18 protein-coding genes are annotated in these 18,423 nt (G+C 64.0%); 10 read left to right on the top strand and 8 right to left on the bottom strand.

Annotated elements, in window-relative coordinates; translation table 11 throughout:
* Nucleotides 1–221: 221 nt before the first annotated feature.
* Nucleotides 222–1,013 carry a creatininase family protein gene (locus tag QA609_RS16425; RefSeq protein WP_278303689.1) on the bottom strand — a complete coding sequence of 264 codons (792 nt, stop codon included), beginning with the start codon at nucleotides 1,011–1,013 and terminating at the stop codon, nucleotides 222–224.
* Nucleotides 1,014–1,145: 132 nt separating this feature from the next.
* Between QA609_RS16425 and nikR the strand changes: the two genes are divergently transcribed.
* The 4 genes from nikR (at nucleotide 1,146) to QA609_RS16405 (ending at nucleotide 3,773) form a co-directional block, all read left to right on the top strand.
* On the top strand, nucleotides 1,146–1,583 hold the full coding sequence (nikR, locus tag QA609_RS16420) for a nickel-responsive transcriptional regulator NikR (RefSeq protein WP_278303688.1): 438 nt from the start codon (nucleotides 1,146–1,148) through the stop codon (nucleotides 1,581–1,583).
* 66 nt (nucleotides 1,584–1,649) lie between these two features.
* Entirely contained in the window at nucleotides 1,650–2,027 is a 378-nt protein-coding gene (locus tag QA609_RS16415) for a cupin domain-containing protein (RefSeq protein WP_278303687.1), read from the top strand.
* A 136-nt stretch (nucleotides 2,028–2,163) separates the two neighbouring features.
* Nucleotides 2,164–2,544: a hypothetical protein gene (locus tag QA609_RS16410; protein WP_278303686.1), complete on the top strand. Its 381-nt coding sequence runs from the start codon at nucleotides 2,164–2,166 to the stop codon at nucleotides 2,542–2,544.
* A 77-nt stretch (nucleotides 2,545–2,621) separates the two neighbouring features.
* Nucleotides 2,622–3,773, top strand: a complete 1,152-nt coding sequence (locus QA609_RS16405; RefSeq protein ID WP_278303685.1) for an acyl-CoA dehydrogenase — start codon at nucleotides 2,622–2,624, stop codon at nucleotides 3,771–3,773.
* A gap of 88 nt (nucleotides 3,774–3,861) precedes the next feature.
* Here the strand turns inward: QA609_RS16405 and QA609_RS16400 are convergent, their stop codons facing one another.
* On the bottom strand, nucleotides 3,862–4,422 hold the full coding sequence (locus tag QA609_RS16400) for a HalX domain-containing protein (protein WP_278303684.1): 561 nt from the start codon (nucleotides 4,420–4,422) through the stop codon (nucleotides 3,862–3,864).
* A 165-nt stretch (nucleotides 4,423–4,587) separates the two neighbouring features.
* Nucleotides 4,588–6,564 carry a 3-hydroxyacyl-CoA dehydrogenase/enoyl-CoA hydratase family protein gene (locus QA609_RS16395; protein ID WP_278303683.1) on the bottom strand — a complete coding sequence of 659 codons (1,977 nt, stop codon included), beginning with the start codon at nucleotides 6,562–6,564 and terminating at the stop codon, nucleotides 4,588–4,590.
* Between the two features lie 115 nt (nucleotides 6,565–6,679).
* On the opposite strand from QA609_RS16395, the gene QA609_RS16390 reads away from it, so the two are divergent.
* Both QA609_RS16390 and QA609_RS16385 read left to right on the top strand, forming a co-directional pair.
* Nucleotides 6,680–7,831 carry an acyl-CoA dehydrogenase family protein gene (locus QA609_RS16390; protein ID WP_278303682.1) on the top strand — a complete coding sequence of 384 codons (1,152 nt, stop codon included), beginning with the start codon at nucleotides 6,680–6,682 and terminating at the stop codon, nucleotides 7,829–7,831.
* Between the two features lie 85 nt (nucleotides 7,832–7,916).
* Nucleotides 7,917–9,242 carry a lactate racemase domain-containing protein gene (locus QA609_RS16385; protein ID WP_278303681.1) on the top strand — a complete coding sequence of 442 codons (1,326 nt, stop codon included), beginning with the start codon at nucleotides 7,917–7,919 and terminating at the stop codon, nucleotides 9,240–9,242.
* A gap of 31 nt (nucleotides 9,243–9,273) precedes the next feature.
* On the opposite strand, the gene QA609_RS16380 is transcribed toward QA609_RS16385, so the two are convergent.
* Nucleotides 9,274–9,738: a hypothetical protein gene (locus tag QA609_RS16380; protein WP_278303680.1), complete on the bottom strand. Its 465-nt coding sequence runs from the start codon at nucleotides 9,736–9,738 to the stop codon at nucleotides 9,274–9,276.
* Between the two features lie 68 nt (nucleotides 9,739–9,806).
* Here QA609_RS16380 and QA609_RS16375 point away from each other — a divergent pair, with 68 nt between their 5' ends.
* On the top strand, nucleotides 9,807–10,565 hold the full coding sequence (locus QA609_RS16375) for a helix-turn-helix domain-containing protein (protein ID WP_278303679.1): 759 nt from the start codon (nucleotides 9,807–9,809) through the stop codon (nucleotides 10,563–10,565).
* Between the two features lie 60 nt (nucleotides 10,566–10,625).
* Nucleotides 10,626–13,148: a heavy metal translocating P-type ATPase gene (locus QA609_RS16370; protein WP_278303678.1), complete on the top strand. Its 2,523-nt coding sequence runs from the start codon at nucleotides 10,626–10,628 to the stop codon at nucleotides 13,146–13,148.
* A 3-nt stretch (nucleotides 13,149–13,151) separates the two neighbouring features.
* Here the strand turns inward: QA609_RS16370 and QA609_RS16365 are convergent, their stop codons facing one another.
* From QA609_RS16365 to QA609_RS16355, 3 genes are all read right to left on the bottom strand, one after another.
* A complete protein-coding gene (locus QA609_RS16365) occupies nucleotides 13,152–13,412 on the bottom strand; it encodes a hypothetical protein (RefSeq protein ID WP_278303677.1) in 261 nt (86 codons plus the stop codon).
* Between the two features lie 321 nt (nucleotides 13,413–13,733).
* Entirely contained in the window at nucleotides 13,734–14,102 is a 369-nt protein-coding gene (locus tag QA609_RS16360) for a hypothetical protein (protein WP_278303676.1), read from the bottom strand.
* A 288-nt stretch (nucleotides 14,103–14,390) separates the two neighbouring features.
* Entirely contained in the window at nucleotides 14,391–15,005 is a 615-nt protein-coding gene (locus QA609_RS16355; protein WP_278303675.1) for a hypothetical protein, read from the bottom strand.
* Nucleotides 15,006–15,391: 386 nt separating this feature from the next.
* Between QA609_RS16355 and QA609_RS16350 the strand changes: the two genes are divergently transcribed.
* On the top strand, nucleotides 15,392–15,814 hold the full coding sequence (locus QA609_RS16350; RefSeq protein WP_278303674.1) for a hypothetical protein: 423 nt from the start codon (nucleotides 15,392–15,394) through the stop codon (nucleotides 15,812–15,814).
* 42 nt (nucleotides 15,815–15,856) lie between these two features.
* Here the strand turns inward: QA609_RS16350 and QA609_RS16345 are convergent, their stop codons facing one another.
* Nucleotides 15,857–16,393: a metal-dependent hydrolase gene (locus tag QA609_RS16345; RefSeq protein ID WP_278303673.1), complete on the bottom strand. Its 537-nt coding sequence runs from the start codon at nucleotides 16,391–16,393 to the stop codon at nucleotides 15,857–15,859.
* A 156-nt stretch (nucleotides 16,394–16,549) separates the two neighbouring features.
* On the opposite strand from QA609_RS16345, the gene QA609_RS16340 reads away from it, so the two are divergent.
* Nucleotides 16,550–18,406: an FAD-dependent oxidoreductase gene (locus QA609_RS16340; RefSeq protein WP_278303672.1), complete on the top strand. Its 1,857-nt coding sequence runs from the start codon at nucleotides 16,550–16,552 to the stop codon at nucleotides 18,404–18,406.
* Nucleotides 18,407–18,423 lie beyond the last annotated feature (17 nt).

The raw sequence follows: 18,423 nt of genomic DNA, 5'->3' as shown, positions 1-18,423 counted from the left end.
TACATCAGAACTCATCTTGCGGCGGACCGCAGGGGTGAACTCCTCATCTTCTTCGTACTATAACCAAGTCCCCGACCACTACATAAGGCCTTCGAACGTCACCGTCGCCGGGAGGGAGTGACAAACACGTTGCAGTCATGCGATTCCGAACCAGCGTTACGATGAGAACACAACCGGTAACAGAACATTAAGGCACGGGCACGCTCGAGAAGCCGCGGCGATCAGCGATCGCGGTCGGGTCTCGGTTCGACGTGGGGTTTCGGAACGAGATCGTCGAAGGGCTGTCGGTCGAGCCACTCGAGCAACGCGACGAGCTGGTCGGTCGCCGCCTCGAACAGCTCCGCGCCGATCTCGGGGGTCGCGTCGGTCTGGTCTCCGAAGACGCCGTTGGGACTGTTCTCGATCGAATCGTAGAACGTCGTCGCGCCGTGGACGCGTTCGGCGTCGTAATCGAATGTTGCGCCGCCGTCCCGGGCGTCTTCGAGTCGGTCCTCCCGAACCAGTTCTCGAGCGATGTGCATGATCATCGCCGTTTCCTTCGGACCGCCGTGGGGGCCCGGCGTCTCGAAGACCTCCCGAATCAGGTCGGGAATCGACTCGTCCCACATCCACTCGATAGCATAGGCCGTCCCGTCCCGATGGAGCCGCCGGCCGACCTCGCGGAGGTGCGCGACGTTTCCGCCGTGGGCGTTGACGTAGACGATCCGGTCGATCCCGTGGTAGGTGAGATTTCGGGAGAGGTTTTCGACGTAGTCCCGAAACACCGGCGGATCGACCCACATCGTTCCGTGAAACTGTCTGTGGTGAGAGCTCACGCCAACCGGGATCACCGGCGTACAGAGGTGGTCCGTGCGGTCGGTCGCCGCGTGAGCGAGCGCCTCCGCGATCAGATAGTCGGTTCCCTCCGGGAGGTGCGGTCCGTGCTGTTCGGTCGAGCCGAGCGGGACGACCGCGAGCGATTCGTCGGCAACGTAGTCGGCGAGGTCAGGCCAGGTCTGGTGGGGGAGGAACATACCGTACCCTTACTCTGGACGGTCAAAACGTTACGTTACCGCTTCGCCGCTCGAGGGCGTGCAGCGTCCGAACCGCCGCCCGAGAGTTACGCTATAGTAAGCCTTAATAGTCAGACGCCACCGAGTTATTATATGGCAGTCGTTAGCGTCTCGATGCCGGACGAACTCCTCGAGCGACTCGACGAGTTCGCCGATGAACACGGGTACACCGGCCGGAGCGAGGTCGTCAGGGAAGCGTCTCGGAACCTTCTGGGGGAGTTCGAAGATACTCGCCTCGAGGATCGGGAACTGATGGGGATCGTCACCGTCCTCTTCGACTACGAAACGACGACCGTCGAGGAGCGAATGATGCAGCTGAGACACGAACACGAGAATCTCGTCGCCTCGAACTTCCACAGCCACGTCGGCGACCACTACTGCATGGAGCTGTTCGTCCTGGAGGGACAGCTCGAGGACATCTCGACGTTCGTCGGGAAGATCCGGGCGACTAAGGACGCCCTGACCGTCGACTACTCGGTTACCCCCGTCGACAGCTTCGATCCGATCTCGCAGGACGGCCACGGTCAGTAACGATCTCGAGCCGCGAACTGTGCGAAGAACGCGTACCTTTACTGGGTTCCCGTCGTACGGTCACCCATGTCTTACCGCAAGGTCAACTACGAGGACGTCGATCAGGTCTCGAGCGCGATGCACTTTCTCAGCGATCCCCTCGAGACTGAACAGGTCGGCGTCACGGTCGCGCGCTGCGATCCGGGCTGGAAGAGCCAGCCGCACGATCACGCCGACAACGAACACGAGGAAGTGTACGTCCTCATCGAGGGGAAAGCCACCGTGATCGTCGACGACGACCCGGTGGAGATGGAGACGGGTGACGCACTCTGGATCCCCCCAGAGTCGACCCGACAGATCCGCAACGACGACGCCGAGAGCGCGTTCGTGCTCGTCAGCGCGCCCGGGATTGCCGACGAGGAAGGCGAGAACGGCGAGTGGTTGCTTTCGGGCTTTGCCGGCTGAGCGGGGAGACGTTTAGTGTCTCGACGGCGTGTGCGGTGACGGGTGAGTCGCTATTTATTCGATCCACCACGCAGTCGTCTCGTTCGTCGTTTCCGGCGTCGTCGTCATCGCGGTCGGCTCGATCGAACTCGTCGGCGTGATCGTTCCCCCGGTCGCGGTCGTCGTCTACGGGACGGTCGTCGGCGTCGCTATCGACCTCGATCACTTCGGTATCGCTCGACTCGAGACCGGAACGTGGAACTCCCTTCGCTTCTGTCTCACCGACCCGATCGCCGCGTTCACCGATCAGGACCGAATCTTCGAGCGCGGTGACGTCGGCGCGCTCTCTCGGCTGTTGAGCCACCTGCTGCTCGCGGGACTCGCCGTCTCCGGGACGGCGCTCGCGGACGCGTCGCTTGCGCTCGTGACGGGAACGGTACTCTACGCACACATCGTCACCGACGTCGCCTGGGACATCCGACGACTGCGGCGGCGATCGAGCGTCGCGACGGACGAGGTCGTTCCCTCACATCGGTAGCCAGCTCGAGTCGGACCCGGCGTGGGCTTGCACCGTTGGGCATCGATTATTTGGGAGTTCCCGACGAGGAAGGGATTGTGAACCTTCTCGATTCCAGTATCGTTCCGGAGCACGCACACGACATCAAGGACGAGGCCCGCGAGTTCGCTCGCGAGCACATCGAACCCAACGCCCAGGAGTACTTTCAGGCGGGCGAGTACCCACACGAGATCCTCGAGGCCGGTCAGGAGGCGAATCTGGTTGCACAGGACATTCCGGAGGAGTGGGGCGGACGAGGACTCGACCTCCCGCAGCTGCTCGCGCTCACCGAGGAGTTCTACCGGGCCGACGCCGGAATCGCGCTGACCCTCCAACTCGCGAGTTTCGGCTGCGAAATCACCTACGAGTACGGCTCCGACGAGCAGTGCGAGGAGTACATCCGACCGGTCGCCGAGGGCGACCAGATCTCGGGGCTGGCCGTCTCCGAACCCGAGACGGGAAGCGACCTCGCGGGGATGCAGACTCGGGCCGAGAAAGACGGCGACGAGTACGTCATCAACGGCGAAAAGTACTGGATCGGTAACGGCGTCGAAGCCGACTGGATCACCCTCTACGCGCGCACCGGCGACGACGAGGACAATCGGTACGGCAACCACTCGATGTTCATCGTCCCGACCGACGCTGAGGGGTACGAGGCCGAACACATCCCCGAGAAGATGGCGATGCGAGCCTCCAAACAGGCCCATATCACCTTCGACGACTGCCGGATCCCCGAGGAGAACCTGATCGGTCACGAGGGTGCCGGGTTCATGATGCTCGCCGACTTCTTCAATCACGGCCGCGTGATCGTCTCGGGTCACGGTCTCGGTATCGCTGCCGCCGCCATCGAGGAAGCCTGGGAGTTCAGTCACGACCGCGAGGAGTTCGGCCGGACGATAAACGAGTTCCAGGCGGTCCAGCACGGGCTCGCCGACATGTTGATCGACTTCGAGAGCGCGCGCTCGCTCACCTGGCGAGCATGCGAAAAGGTCGCGAACAACGACCAGGCCGGCTACTGGGCGGCGCTGGCGAAGACGACGGCGACCGAGGCGGCCGTCGACGTCTCCGAGCAGGGGATGCAGTTCCACGGCGGTCGGTCGGTTCTGGACGAGCGACGGATCGCCCGGGTCTACCGGGACGCACGGATTCCAGTGATATACGAGGGAGCCAACGAGGTCCAGCGGAACCTGATCTACGGGCAGGCTCCCTGAGCCGATTCCCGGCGCCTCGAACGTCTCGGGAAACGGGACGAGCGCTCCGAGCGCATCGGGACCGGCTTGCGGAGGTTCGACCGGCGGCTCAGATATCCTCGAACGCTCCGACGAAGTCGTCGTGAGTCGAGAACTCCGTGACGGTCTCGTCGAGTTGCCCTTCGAGCTCGTCGATCCGGCTACAGAGCTCCTGGTACTCCTCGTTGTCCGCGAGCTCGGAGTCCTCCTTTTCGGATTCCAGCAGCGCCTTCTTCGAGACGAGCGCGTAGTAGTCCTGGACCGCCGACTGGTAGGCCGACCGGTTGGCGACCGACTCGACCAGTTCGAGGAGTTCGTCCTTCGAAACGGGTTTGACGAGGTAGTCGTCAAAGCCCATCTCGATGATATCGAAGTCTGGATCGACCGCCGTGACCATGATGACCCGGCAGTCGTACCCGTTCTCGCGGATCCGCTCGAGCACCTCGTCGCCGGACTGGCCCGGCATCCGTCGGTCGAGGAGGACGACGTCGAACGACTCGTCCAGCGTCTCGAGCGCGCCCGCCCCGTCGTAGGCCGTTTCGGTCGTCCACTCGGAACTGAGCCAGGTTGCAAAGAGATCTGCAAGCTGTGACTCATCGTCGACGACGAGCACGCGCCGCTCGTTACGCATAGGATTGCCCTCCGTTTCCATCATCGATTACAGCCACGCATCATAAATAGTTGCTCCGTGTGATAAATCTCGCGACCGAACGGAGACCGACTGCCTGCGAACGGCTGCTGCGGAAATCGTCGGTGAGATCGGATCGATAACGGTAGCGACGGCGGACCCGTTAGTTCACTTCCCTTCGAACTCCGGCTCCCCGTCGCCCATAAACGCCGTGATCCCCTCCATCAGATCGTCGGTCGCCATCAGCTGTCCGAACGCCGAGGACTCGTAGGCGAGCCCGGCGTCGGTGTCGTCGCGGCCGGCGAGCATCGCGCGCTTGGCGTACCGGTGGGCGATCGGCGGTCCGCCGGCGAGGTCGGTCGCCAGCTCGAGTGCGCGCGCTTCGAGCTCGTCGCCGTCGACGACCTCGTTGACGAACCCGTACGACTCCATCGTCTCGGCTTCGAAGCGATCGGCGGTGAGGATGATCTCCTTCGCGCGGCCCTCGCCGACGATCGCGGAGAGCCGTTGGGTGCCGCCCCAGCCGGGGATGAGACCGAGGTCGAGTTCGGGCTGGCCGAACTCCGAACCGGCGCTGGCGACGCGGAGGTCGGCACACATCGATAGCTCCATCCCGCCGCCGAGGCAGTAGCCGTCGATGCCGGCGACGACGGGCATCTCGCAGGCCTCGAGCTTCCCGAAGACGTCCTGGCCGCGCTTCGAGAGTTCGGTGGTCGCGACCGGGTCCGCCCCGCCCGCGGCCATGCTCTGAACGTCCGCACCCGCGGAGAACGCGCGGTCACCCTCGCCGGTGAGGAGGATCGATCGGACCTCGTCGTCGTCCTCGAGCAGTTCGATCGCGTCCTCGAGTTCGTCGAGCAGCGCCTCGCTGATGGTGTTCATGCGGTGTGGTCGGTCGAGCACGATGTGACCGACCATGTCGCCGGGGTACTCGACGCGGATCGCGTCGAACTCGAGGGCGCCGTCCCCGTCCTCGCCGGTCTCGTAGAACCCGCCCTCGGAGGCTCGCTCCTCGAGGTAGTCAGCGGGTGCGTACCGCTCGTGGCCCGTCTCCTCGTAGGCGTCCTCGAGGGCCTCGAGGGCGTTCTCGAGGCCGAACTCGTCGGCCAGCTTGACGGGGCCGTCGGGGAAGCCCGCGCCGAGCTTCGTCGCCTCGTCGATCGACTCGGGTGGGGCGACGTCGCCGCCGATCAGCTTCGCGGCCTCGTTGGCCATCGTGGCGACGAGTCGCTTCTCGACGAGGTCGGACTGCTCGTCGGTCGGGATATCGGCACCGTCGCCGTCCTCGTAGTCGTAGAATCCCTTCCCGGTCTTCTTGCCGAGTTCCTCGTTTTCGACCTTGCGCTCGAGCAGCGGGCACGGCTCGTAGGCCTCGCCCAGCACCTCGTGCATGTACTCGAGGACGTGGTAGCTGACGTCGTTGCCGACCTGGTCGCCGAGTTCGAAGCTGCCCATCGGCAGCCCCATCCCGTACTTGGTCGTCGAGTCGACCTCGGCGATGGAGGCCTCGTCGTTCTCGACGAGCCAGCAGGCCTCGTTCATCAGGGGAACGAGGATGCGGTTGACGATGAAACCGGGCGAGTCCTTGTGGACGCGCACGGGCGACTTGTCGAACTCCTCGGCCAGGGACTCGACGACCTCGAGGGTCTCCTCGTCGGTCTCGGCGCCCGAGATCACTTCGACCAGCGGCATCCGGACCGGCGGGTTGAAGAAGTGCATCCCACAGAACTGCGCCGGTCGCTCGGTGACGTCGGCGAGTTCAGTGATCGAGAGGCTCGAGGTGTTGGTCGCAAAGATCGCGTGATCGGGTGCGGCCGCCTCGAGTTCCGAGTAGACGTCCTTCTTGATCTCCATCTTCTCGGGGACGGCCTCGATGACGATATCGGCGTTTCCGCAGGCTTCCTCCATGTCGACCAGCGGCGTCACGCGCTCGAGGGCGGCGTCGGCTTCCTCCTGGGAGAGCTGGTCGTTCTCGGCGAGTTTGTTCAGCGACCACTCGATCTGGTCGTAGCCGTCTTGGACGAACTCCTCTTTGATATCGCGCATGGCGACGTCGTAGCCGGCCATCGCGGCGACCTCCGCGATACCGTGACCCATGTTACCCGCTCCAAGAACTGCGACGGTGTTGATATCGTCGATCTCCATGGTATCGTATGCGATGCGGACCCGTTTGAACGTTTCCCTCTCTAGTAAATGAAACTACAGTTCCGTTTACTTCCGGTTACAAACACCTTTACCGGATCATAGATAACTATCGTCCATGGAATTCGGGCTCTCCGAAGAACAGCAGCAGATCCGCGACGAGGTCACGCGATTCGCGGAGAACGAGATCGTTCCCGTCGCCCAGGAGTACGACGAGGAAGAGAAGTATCCCCACGACATCATCGACGAAGCGGCCGAGATGGGGCTAACCGGCGCCTACATCCCGATGGACTACGGCGGGGCCGGCTACTCCATCCTCGACACCGCGATCATCACCGAGGAGCTGTTCTCCTATGATCCCGGCATCGCGCTCTCGATCGTTTCGACCTCCTTCGGCTGCGAGGCGATCATGAACTTCGGGACGGAAGACCAGAAGGAACGGTTCCTCGAGCCCGTCGCGATGGGCGAGAAGATCTCGGGCGCGGCGATTTCCGAGCCCGACACCGGCTCCGACGTCTCCTCGGTTTCGACGCGGGCCGAGAAGGACGGCGACGAGTGGGTGGTAAACGGCAACAAGATGTGGATCACCAACGGCACCGTCGGCGACTTCTTCGTCGTGCTCTGTGAGACCAACCCCGACGCCGAAGGGCGGTACAACGGGTTCAGCCAGATCATCGTCGAGTCCGACCGCGACGGCTTTTCGGCGGAGAAGATCACCGGCAAGCTCGGTATTCGAGCCTCCGACACCGCCGAACTCATCTTCGACGATGTCCGCGTCCCCGAGGAGAACCTCGTCGGAACGAAAGACGCCGCGTTCATGCAGCAGATGCAGTTCTTCGACGAGACCCGGACGGCAGTCGCTGCCCAGGGCGTCGGCATCGCAAAGGGGGCGACCCGCGCGGCTCTCGACTACGCCCAGGACCGCGAGCAGTTCGGTCAGTCGATCTCGGAGTTCCAGGCGATCCAGCACAAGCTCGCCGAGATGGCGACCGACACCGAGGCCGCACGCAACCTGACCTACAAGTCCGCCTGGATGGTCGACCAGGGCGAGGACATCACCAAGCTCGCCTCGATGGCCAAGGAGTACGCCTCCCGGGTCGCCGTCGACGTCGCCGACGAGGCCGTCCAGATCCACGGCGGCGCCGGCTACGTCAACGACTTCCCCGTCGAGCGGTTCTACCGCGACGCGAAGATCACCCAGATCTACGAGGGAACCAGCGAGATCCAGAAGAACGTTATCGCCCGCGAGATGCTCGGCAAGGGATTCTAACCGCTCCGAGAACGCGCTCGACACCGACCGCCGACCGACCCGAACCCTCGGTACGTTTTTCTCCCTCTCCCCGCACTGTTCGTGCATGATCGATGATCTCACGGTATCGGAGTCGACGGTCCGAACCGCCTGCGGGGACGTCGCGCTTCCGGAGATGGGCGTCCTCGAGCAGCGCTGGGAGACCGACCCGATCGCGCCCGAATCCGTCGCCGACGAGGCGGCCGCGGCGGTCGGGGACCTCGAACTCGAGGACGTTCCCGCGGGTGGCGAGGTCGCCGTGGGCGCCGGGAGCCGCGGCATCGACAACCTCCCCGAGATCGTCGGCGGCGTCGTCGACGGGTTGCGGGACCGAGGGTACGAACCGTTCGTCTTCCCGGCGATGGGGAGCCACGGCGGGGCGACTGCGGAGGGCCAACGCGAGAAACTCGCGACGCTCGGGGTCACCGAGGAGGCGGTCGGCTGCGAGATCCGGGCGACGATGGAGGTCGTCACGGTCGGCGAGACGCCCGAACGGAAGGTCCCAGTGTACGCGGACGCTCACGCCGTCGAGGCCGACGCGATCGTTCCGGTGAACCGCATCAAGCCCCACACCGACTTCGGCGGGGACGTCGAGAGCGGGCTCTCGAAGATGCTCGTCATCGGGATGGGCAAACAGCGCGGGGCCAAGATGGCCCACGACTGGGCCGTCGACTGGAGTCTGCGGAACATGCTTCCCGAGATCACCGACCGCCTCCTCGAGTCGCTGCCCGTCGCCGGCGGCGTCGCGATCGTCGAGGACCAACACGACGAGACGACCCACATCGAGGGCGTGCCGCCGTCGGGCTTTCTCGAGCGGGAGGAGGAACTGCTCGAGTTAGCCTGGGAGCTCATGCCGAAACTCCCCTTCGAGGAGCTGGACGTCCTCGTCGTCGACCAGCTGGGCAAGGACGTCAGCGGGCAGGGGATGGACACCAACGTGACGGGACGGCGCCACTTCACGATCAACGAACCCGAACCCGAGACGGCCGACGTGAAGCGCATCTTCGTCCGCGGGTTCACCGAGAAGACGAAGGGGAACGCGATGGGGATGGGCCAGGCCGACTTCGCCCACCGCGACATCCTGGCAGGGTTAGACTGGTCGAAGTCGCTCATCAACGCGATCACCGCGAGTACGGTCCGCGGGGTTCGTCTCCCGCCCGTGGTCGAGACCGACCGGGCGGGACTGGTCGCGAGCCTCGGGACGATCGGTCCCGTCTCGGGCGAGGAGGCCCGCGTCCTCAGAGTGACCGACACGATGCGTCTAAAGCAGTGTTACGCCTCGGCGCCGCTGCTCGAGGCCGCACGCGAACGCGAGGACCTCCGGGTCGTAAGCGAGCCGGAACCGCTCGAGTTCGACGAGGACGGACAGTTCGTTGCCGCCTCGCCGGACTGAACCGGCCGTTTCGGCGGTTGGCGGAGAAATCTCAGTTGTCGCTGTCGGAGTCCGTATCGCCGTCGTCGCCGTCGGAGTCGGTGTCACCGTCGTCTCGATCCGAATCAGTATCTCCGTCGTCGCTATCGGAGTCGGTATCCCCGTCGTCGCCATCGGAATCCGTGTCACCGTCACCGCCTCGACGTCGAGCGGTTGCCGTCGTGTGGCCGGCTCGTCCATCGGTTACGATCGTCGGTCGCTCGGACCGACGATCGTTCCGACCGTTCGCGGTTTCGGCCGACGTCCCGTCGGATTCGGACGTCTTCGGCATCCCGTCCGCACGGACGTAGAGGATCACCGGGGGAAGCACGTACGCGGCGATGGCGAGGACGGCGAACGCGTCGTCGACGAACACGAGCAGGCCGAAGATGGCCAGCCCCGCGGCTGCGGCCGCGTGGGTTCCCGTTTTCGTATACGCGAGGTAGAACGCCCACAGTCCGCGGAGCCACCCGATCACGTCCGGATCACTCCTCTTTTTACGCGAACGACCGGGAACCCTTTTTCCCCTGATCCCCTAGAGCGCACATGAGAGAGTTCGTCTTCGCCCTCGAGTACGATCCGGGGACGAACCCGGTCGCCGACGTACTCGCCGAGCACCCGGACGCGTCGATCAGGTCGCTGTCGTACCACGCTACCGAGGACAGCCTCTGGCGGGTCGACCACGCCGAAGGCCCTCCGGAGGCGCTGGCGGCGCTCGAGGACGCCTACGCGAACGCGGAGTACTTCGCGGACTGTCTGGTCAAGGACGACTGCGGCGCCGACTGCGAGACACAGATCCTCGATCGCTCGAGCGACGAGCTCGTTGTCTACACCTACTGGGACCGCACCGACGTCTGCACGTCGGTTCCCCACGTCGCGCTCGAACACCTCGGCGACGGGCTCCTGTTCGAGACCTACCGCGAGGGCCGCCGGTACCGCTGGCGGATCGTTCTCGCGAGCGACGCGCCGATTCACGACTTCTTCGACGCCTTAGGCGAGGAGGTCGGCGAGTGTACGGGAATGGAGATGCTTCGGCTGACGGAGCTCGATCCGGACCGCCGCGACGATACCGACGACGACTCGCTCCCGACCGAGCAACGCGAGGCGCTGCGGGCGGCCGTCGAGCGGGGCTACTACGAGACGCCGCGCCGAATCGAGCTCTCGGCGCTCGCCGAGGAACTCGGCGTACCGCGCTCGACGCTGTCCTATCGACTCCGCCGGGCCGAGGCCGCCCTCGCGAACGCGTTCGTCGATCAAGAGCTTTCCGAGTCGCTGGCAGCGCCCGGATCGGAGACGACGCTCTGAGGACGGAAGTTGGCGCACGCCAAATAATCCGTATCCCGGTCGACCGATTACCTGGGAGTGATGACCGACGCCGTCGCCCCGTCCGGCTCGAGTCGTACCCTCGAGCTGCGGGTTCCCGAGATGGACTGTCCGACCTGTGCGGACAAGGTCGAGAACAGCGTCGAACGCCTCGAGGGGGTCGATGAGATCGATCCCCGCGTCACCAGCGGTCGCCTCGTCGTCGAGTACGATCCTACCCGAACCGACGAGGCGGCGATCCGCGAGCGCGTCCGCGCGGCCGGCTACGCGGTCGAGTCCGCAGCCGCGGAGCTCACGCTCTCGGTCCCAGGGATGGACTGTCCCACCTGCGCGACGAAAGTCGAGAACGCGCTGGCCGACCTCGAGGACGTCGGCGAGGTCGAGACCCGTCCCGCGACCGGTCGGGTGACCGTCGCGACGGGCGAGGGGGCCGACACCGGAACCGTCGTCGAGGCGATCGAATCCGCGGGGTACGAGGCGACGCCGATCGGCGACGAGGACGCCGGGATCGCCGACCCGGCGGCGATCTGGCGGAGTCGCCGGGCCGTCGGCACGGCGATCGGTGCCGTTCTCGTGGCAATCGGGATGGTCCTCGAGTTCGTCCTTCCCGCGCTCGACCCCGCCCTTGGAACGGTTGCGGGCAGGACCTACGCGGTTTCGCACGTCCTGTTCATCGCGGCCGTCGTCGTCGCCGGGACGCCGATCCTGCGCAACGGCTACTACTCCGCACGGAATCGGAGCCTCGACATCGACTTCCTGATGAGCGTCGGGATCGTCGCCAGCGTCGCGGCCCACCACCCCTTCGAGGGGGCGATCCTCGCGGTGCTGTTCTCGGTCGCGGAGCTGCTCGAGCGGTTCTCGATGGACCGCGCCCGGGACTCCCTGCGGGAGCTGATGGATCTCTCGCCGGACACCGCCACGGTGCGCCGCGAGGACGGCACCGAGGAGACGCTTCCGGTCGACGAGCTCGCGGTCGGCGACCGCGTCGTCGTCCGGCCCGGCGAGAAGATCCCGGCCGACGGCAGCGTCATCGAGGGATCCAGCGCGGTCGACCAGTCGCCGATTACCGGCGAGAGCGTTCCCGAGGACAAGGAGTCGGGCGACGAGGTCTACGCTGGGACGATCCTCGAGTCGGGCTACCTCGAGGTCGACGTCGAGAGCGAGGCCGACGAGTCGACGATCGCCCGGATCGTCCGCATGGTCGAGGACGCCGAGCGCGAGAAGACCGAGCGCGAGCAGTTCATCGACCGGTTCGCGAGCGTCTACACGCCGATCGTCGTGGCGCTTGCAGTCGCGGCCGCGGTGGTCCCGCCGCTTGCGTTCGGCGCCTCCTGGAACTACTGGTTCATCGTCGGCCTGACGCTGCTCGTGATCTCCTGTCCCTGCGCGCTGGTGATCTCGACGCCCGTCAGCGTCGTCTCGGGGATCACGAGCGCCGCCAAGAACGGGGTGCTGATCAAGGGCGGGCGCCACCTCGAGGCCGTCGGCGAGAGCGACGTCCTCGCGGTCGACAAGACCGGGACCCTGACAACGGGCGAGCTCTCCGTGACCGACGTCGTTCCGCTCGAGGGCGCCAGCGAGGACGAGGTCCTTCGCCGAGCTGGCGCCGCAGAGCACCGAAGCGAGCATCCGATCGGGCAGGCGATCGTCGGCTACGCCGAGGAGCGAGGACTCGAGCCAGACGGTCATGACGTCTCCGCGTTCGAGGCGCTCACGGGGAAGGGCGTCCGCGCCGACGTCGACGGCACCACTCACTACGTCGGCAAGCCCGACCTCTTCGAGGGACTGGCCGACCTCGAGCACACCCACGCGACCGACGGCGGGGTCGTCCTCGAATCGATGGGCTACGAGGTCGACGCCGACTCACAGTGCAGCCGTGAGGGCTGCCTGGACGTCCTCGGCGACGTCGTCCCCGACCTCCAGGCGGAGGGGAAGACCGTCGTGATCGTCGGCACCGACGAGGGACCGATCGGCGTCGTCGGCGTCGCCGACCGCGTCCGCCCGAACGCGGCCTGGGCCGTCTCCCGGTTACAGGAGCAGGGCGTCCGCGTCGTGATGCTCACCGGCGACAACGAGGGGACCGCCCGCGCGATCGCCGAGGAGGTCGGAATCGAGGAGTACCACGCCGAGTTGCTGCCCGACGAGAAGCTCGAGCTGATTCGTGAACTGGAACGAGAGCGCGGTGAGAGCCGGGTGGTCATGGTTGGCGACGGCATCAACGACGCGCCCGCGCTCGCGACCGCGGAGGTGGGGATCGCGATGGGTGCCGCGGGAACCGACACGGCGCTTGAGACCGCCGACGTCGCGCTGATGGGCGACGACCTCACGCGGCTGCCCTACCTCTACGCGCTCTCGGGGAAAGCCAACGGCGTCATCCGCCAGAACGTCTGGTCGAGTCTGGCGGTCAAGGCCGTCCTCGCCGCGGGCGCGCCGTTCGGGATCGTGACCGTCATCCACGCGGTCGTCATCGGCGACATGGGGATGAGCCTCGGGGTGACGGGTAACGCGATGCGACTCGCGGGCGTCGAACCCGAAACGCCGGATGCGGACGAACTCGCCGAGTGAGGATCAGGGCCGGAGCCGGCGAACCAGTCCGATCGCACCGATGACGGCAAGGACGAGCCACATTCCGGTAACGAGCACGGCGACGAGGAGGATCGCGGGGCCTCGCGGTGACCCCGAGAACGGGCCAAGGTCGGGAAGTCCAAGGCCAACCCACTGAACGACGAGGAAACCGACGAAAACGATGGCGAGGACGGCTACCCGATCCCGGAGCCACCGCCGACTCAGGTAGTACTCGAGGTACGTGTCGTCGTCGTCGCGTCGCATTCGTTCTCGCAGACGAAGGCCGAGGAGAAAACTATTGTTTCGCTCGGCGGCGTCCGAAGCAGGCTAGGTCTCGTGTATAGCTGATCGAAGGGACGTTCTCGGCAAGAATACCGGTAGTTTGGGATACGGCTTCTTGTTTGGCTGCCGGATCCGAACAGGTTGACCTGTTACCTGCAGATGCTTTTGGATCACGCACTACATCTGCTCGCGACTCAGGATGTTTATAGCGGTGTCTTCGGTGCCGCCGTCTGTGCTACCCCTGAACGATGACGTTTCAGTCGACCTGGTGTGATTTGAGACCGCTCCGGTCAAAAGTTGATATCAAACATCGTCAGGGCGACTAGCAAACTTGCGTCGGTTATAGAGATAGAGGATACCAGTTATTTGATGAAGTAAGGGAACAACAAAACCTGCGACTCCGCCAAAGATATACCAAATCATGTTCGGTTCCCATTCGATGTCTGTATTTTGAAGATATTTTCCATCGAAGTACAGTGCGAGCGGGAATAATAGCACAGGAAAAAACAAAACAACTCCCACTAATAATAACATATCAAATAGAACCATGCCAAAATGAATGTAACCAAATACCACTGCGCCGCCAGTGATGAAGATTAGAACATATAACACAACGGGTGCTGCTACCCCTGCCAGAATTACATACCACCATAGTGAGCGCGAATTTTCCATCTCTATAGAGCCATAATTATTACGCGTCAATATGAGATTTCGGAATTAAATGGGACGTGTCATGTGATGGTATCTAACCGATATCATCGAAGTAGTGGGTGCAGAACTTATTTATCGCAAATTCCCAAAGTAGAATAAAATCGCTGTGTTGAACAGCAGTGTCCTTATCGAGGGAGTGGGGCTGGCCGCTCTTGTAAGACGTTGAGGGAAGCAATCTCACAAATCGAATAGTCATTTCCAATCTCAGAGACCGCTATTCAACACGGCAGACAAAACAACGTTCTATAACTATGGATCTGGGTCGTCTAGGTCAACCACGTTCGAGATGTGAATATTGTTCCAAGATCCACTCCAGTAATCTACATCGATTTCGTAATAGAAATCGTTGGTGGGCTCATCCCAGTACGTCATTTCCATGCATCCATGTGCGAAACCCACATCACCACACATTCTGCGCTTCGAGAAGGAACCATTCGGAAGATTCCCTTCGATAAGAACCGAATTAGCAAAACGTAATTCAACGGATGAGGGGCCATCTGCGAGTGCCAGACTCAAGTACAAATAGTCATTTTCTGGAAGGAGTTCTATTTCTCTTTGCGTAGTTGGCTGAATATCGTATTCAGATGATTGGGTGTCAGTTGTGGTTGCGAATTCTATATCGTCAGTAGCTAGGTTTTTTACCACCCCAATATCACTATCATCCAACTCAGCAAGATACTCTTCACTAAGTTTCTCTTCTATACCCTTATTTTTGTTGTTCCGACTATTAGTTTTTCCTTGTTCTGGGTCTGCGGATGCTATACCTGGGATGAGAATTGCTCCAGTTCCAGCGGTAGCAAGAGTCTCCAGAGCTTTTCGTCTGTCAAGTTTACTGAAATCGGGAATGTCTATTTCATTAGACATTACAGACATACATTGATTGGTATTGGATATAAAGTTGAGACGAAAATAAAAATCGGATCCAATATCTATTCTGATGGTTCTACTCAATCCACTAGCTGAACCGCCACAGTTTACTAGAAGGATTGCATCAAAACGGGGGAGAGACTTCTGTTCAGAAGACTCTCTTTCACTTCGTCAAACAGACGGTGTCGAGCGCACGGAAGCTTATTGATGCAGCGCTGGGTGAGATCAGCCACCTACTGGCAACGGCTCTACAAGAACGGTGGGAGAGGATTGGCTACATACTTCGCCTGGCTGTAACACGAGTTTTGCGCCCCTCTCTGGTACCAAAGCTGTGTCCGTATCGGCTGCTAATATTTTTACCCCGATAAACCAAGTGTGGAGTAATGGCGGACGACATCAGCGACGGAACTCGAACGCCGTTGCGCCGACGTTCACTCGTCAGATCCGGGACATCGGTGATCAGGTACGGTGTGTACGTCGCGTTCCTCACCCTGATCGTCGCGGAGATCGGACTCGAGGCGTCGACGTGGTTCTCGGTCCGGATAGTCGCCGGCCTCCTCGGGGGTGTCGCTGTCGTCGGTGCAGCGTGGTTCGTCGCCGAGCGGACGCCGCTCGGCCGATCGGCCGACCATGCCTTTCGGCGATACCGTCTGCTCGGGATCCTACTGGTCGTGGTATTCGTCAGCGTCGGTGGGATCATCGTCTCGTCTGTGCTCGAGGGAATCCCCCGCTCGTTCTCCCTGGCGGTCGCTCTCGGACTGGTCGGCGGATCGGTCGTTCTCGAGGGAGTCGCGGACTATCGGTAGTAGCGAGGTATCGTGCGCCACCAGCCTCGAGCGTGGGCTCCGTCACGACCGGCCGAGCGCCCGCCGAATCGGCGCCGTCCCCGGATAGCCGTCGGCTCGCCAGAGCGCGATGCCCGCCACGAAGATGACGGCCTCGAGCCACAGCGTCGTCGCCTCGAGGCCGAGGCCGGGGACCGTCCCGAGGGGCTTGACCCCGGAGTACTCGGGCATGTGCGTGATCGGCCAGAGGAGAAAGCCGAGTTCGTGGTAGTCGCCCGCGAGCACGTGCCAGGGGATATCCGTCGCGGTGTGAGAGCCGTAGCCGATGGCGAAGGCGACACCCAGTATCCTGCGGTCGCGCCGTCGGGTCAGCAGCCAGACGGCGGCGATCACCGGAATCGCGAACAGCAGCGAGTGGCCGACGGTGCGTCCGACCGGGGTGAGCCCCGCGTGGTACAGCGACTGGTCGAGGACGTCGGGCAGCGCCGCGCCGGCGATCGCGGCGAGGGCCGGTGCCTCGGCCGGCGCCTCGCCCCGAGAGAGACGCGTGTACGCCGCGTAACACAGGTAGCCAACGACGAGGTGAACGACCGGCTGCATCGGTTCTCGGGTACGCGAACGACCTCCGTAAACGTCCGGCCGTCGACTGAACCGAGCGGGGAGCGAATGTCGCCGTAGAACCACCCTAGCGCCACGAAAACTGCCGTTGCATCGTTTGGGTCGTTACCTAAATCCGCTCGGCACCCAGACTCACGTATGGAACGAACACCGAGCGGCGACGGCGGGGAGTCGACGATCGCGACCGACGTCGCGGGCGTCGAGAACCGTATCGACGGGGAAGTGGAAATCGACGCCGACGCCCTCGAGTACGACGTCGTCACGACGCCGGTGCTCGTCGTCGGCGCCGGAGCTGCGGGTGCACGCGTCGCGATCTCGCTCGCCGAGGCGGGCGTCGAGCCGCTGGTGATCGGCAAGCGCGATCACGGCGACGCACACACGACGTGGGCGGCCGGCGGCATCAACGCCGCGCTGGGCTCGCTCGATCCCGAGGACGACTGGGCGATCCACGCGGCGGACACGCTGAACGAGGGCCATCACCTGAACGATCCCGAAGCCGTCGAGCTCACCGCTCGAGAGATGCCCGATCGGATCCGCGAACTCGAGGAGTGGGGGATGCCGTTCGATCGCACCGACGACGGGAAGATCAACCAGCGCTACTTCGGCGCTCAGTCGTATCGACGCACGTGTTTCGTCGGCGACCGCACCGGCGAGGCGATGCTCGGGACGCTGATCGACCGGGCCCAGGAACTCGAGATACCCTACCGGGAGAACGTGATGATCACGCGGCTGCTCTCGGACGGCCGGCGGGTATCGGGAGCCGTCGGCTTCGACATGGAGACCGGTCGCGGCCTGCTCTTCCGGAGCGAGCACGTCGTGGTCGCCGCGGGCGGCTTTTCGGCCCTGTACAACCGTCACTCCTCGCGGGACGACGAGAACAACGGCGACGCCCAGGCGCTCGCGCTCGAGGCCGGCGCGCGACTGCTCGATACCGAGTTCGTCCAGTTCCACCCGACGGGGATGGTCGGCGAGCGCTACGGCGAGGAGTGGGACGGCCGCCTGGTGACCGAGGCGGTTCGCGGCGAGGGCGGTCGGCTCTACAACGCGGAGGGAGACCGCTTTATGAAGCGGTACTCGCCCGACCAGATGGAGCTCGACGCCCGGGACGTCGTCGCCAGGGCGATCGCTCGGGAGGTCCGTGAGGGACGGGGAACCGAGAACGGCGGCGTCTATCTCGACATCTCCCATCGAGACGACGACTACGTTCGCGACCGACTCCCGTCGATGGTCGAACGCTTCGAGTCGCTGGGCGTCGACATCACCGAGGAGCCGATGGAGGTCGCGCCGACGGCCCACTACACGATGGGCGGCGTCGACATCGACTTCCAGACCGGCGAGACCGGCGTCGAGGGGCTGTACGCCGTCGGCGAGGCCGTCGCTGGCGTCCACGGCGCGAACCGTCTCGGCGGGAACTCGCTGGCCGAGACCGTCGCGATCGGAAAGCTCGTCGGCGAGCACGTCGCGAGCGCGGTGACCCCCGACGACCGCGAGCCGGCCGTCGAGGACGGACAGCGCGCGCTCGCCGAGCGCGAGTTCCGGGCGCTCGAGACACTCTCGGCCGCCGACGGCGAGTATACTCCGGAGGCCCTCCTCGAGGAACTCGGCGAGCTCCTGTGGGAACACGCGGGAATCCTCCGCGACGAGGCGGGGCTCCGCGAGGGGCTCGAGCGGCTCGACGAACTGCGTGCGCGAACGGCGGATCTCAGGGTCGAAGGCGACCGCACCTCGCGGTCGTTCGAGTACGCCGTCGATCTCTCCGTTAGCCTCACCGCCGCCGAAGCCCTGCTCCGGACGGCGCTCGAGCGAACCGAGTCCCGCGGCGCCCACCACCGAACCGACCACCCGGAGACGCCGTCGGACTGGCGGACGAACCTCGTCGTGTCGGTCGACGGCGGCGGGTTCTCGATCCGGCGTCGCGGCGTCGGCGAGCCGAGCGAGTCGGTCCGGGAGGCACTCGAGGAGGGGTACGAACTCGACTACCACCACCTCGAGTGACCCTCCGTTGCCGTGGG

The sequence above is a fragment of the Natronococcus sp. A-GB7 genome, assembly GCF_029688865.1.
GTDB lineage: Archaea > Halobacteriota > Halobacteria > Halobacteriales > Natrialbaceae > Natronococcus.
This window is presented reverse-complemented; position numbering and strand designations above follow the sequence as displayed.

Excerpts from the sequence above, each read along its gene's own strand:
- QA609_RS16425 (WP_278303689.1), bottom strand. The coding sequence starts at position 1,013 with ATGTTCCTCCCCCACCAGACCTGGCCTGACCTCGCCGACTACGTTGCC.
- nikR (WP_278303688.1), top strand. The coding sequence starts at position 1,146 with ATGGCAGTCGTTAGCGTCTCGATGCCGGACGAACTCCTCGAGCGACTC.
- QA609_RS16415 (WP_278303687.1), top strand. The coding sequence starts at position 1,650 with ATGTCTTACCGCAAGGTCAACTACGAGGACGTCGATCAGGTCTCGAGC.
- QA609_RS16400 (WP_278303684.1), bottom strand. The coding sequence starts at position 4,422 with ATGCGTAACGAGCGGCGCGTGCTCGTCGTCGACGATGAGTCACAGCTT.
- QA609_RS16395 (WP_278303683.1), bottom strand. The coding sequence starts at position 6,564 with ATGGAGATCGACGATATCAACACCGTCGCAGTTCTTGGAGCGGGTAAC.
- QA609_RS16390 (WP_278303682.1), top strand. The coding sequence starts at position 6,680 with ATGGAATTCGGGCTCTCCGAAGAACAGCAGCAGATCCGCGACGAGGTC.
- QA609_RS16385 (WP_278303681.1), top strand. The coding sequence starts at position 7,917 with ATGATCGATGATCTCACGGTATCGGAGTCGACGGTCCGAACCGCCTGC.
- QA609_RS16375 (WP_278303679.1), top strand. The coding sequence starts at position 9,807 with ATGAGAGAGTTCGTCTTCGCCCTCGAGTACGATCCGGGGACGAACCCG.
- QA609_RS16370 (WP_278303678.1), top strand. The coding sequence starts at position 10,626 with ATGACCGACGCCGTCGCCCCGTCCGGCTCGAGTCGTACCCTCGAGCTG.
- QA609_RS16365 (WP_278303677.1), bottom strand. The coding sequence starts at position 13,412 with ATGCGACGCGACGACGACGACACGTACCTCGAGTACTACCTGAGTCGG.
- QA609_RS16360 (WP_278303676.1), bottom strand. The coding sequence starts at position 14,102 with ATGGAAAATTCGCGCTCACTATGGTGGTATGTAATTCTGGCAGGGGTA.
- QA609_RS16355 (WP_278303675.1), bottom strand. The coding sequence starts at position 15,005 with ATGTCTAATGAAATAGACATTCCCGATTTCAGTAAACTTGACAGACGA.
- QA609_RS16350 (WP_278303674.1), top strand. The coding sequence starts at position 15,392 with ATGGCGGACGACATCAGCGACGGAACTCGAACGCCGTTGCGCCGACGT.
- QA609_RS16345 (WP_278303673.1), bottom strand. The coding sequence starts at position 16,393 with ATGCAGCCGGTCGTTCACCTCGTCGTTGGCTACCTGTGTTACGCGGCG.
- QA609_RS16340 (WP_278303672.1), top strand. The coding sequence starts at position 16,550 with ATGGAACGAACACCGAGCGGCGACGGCGGGGAGTCGACGATCGCGACC.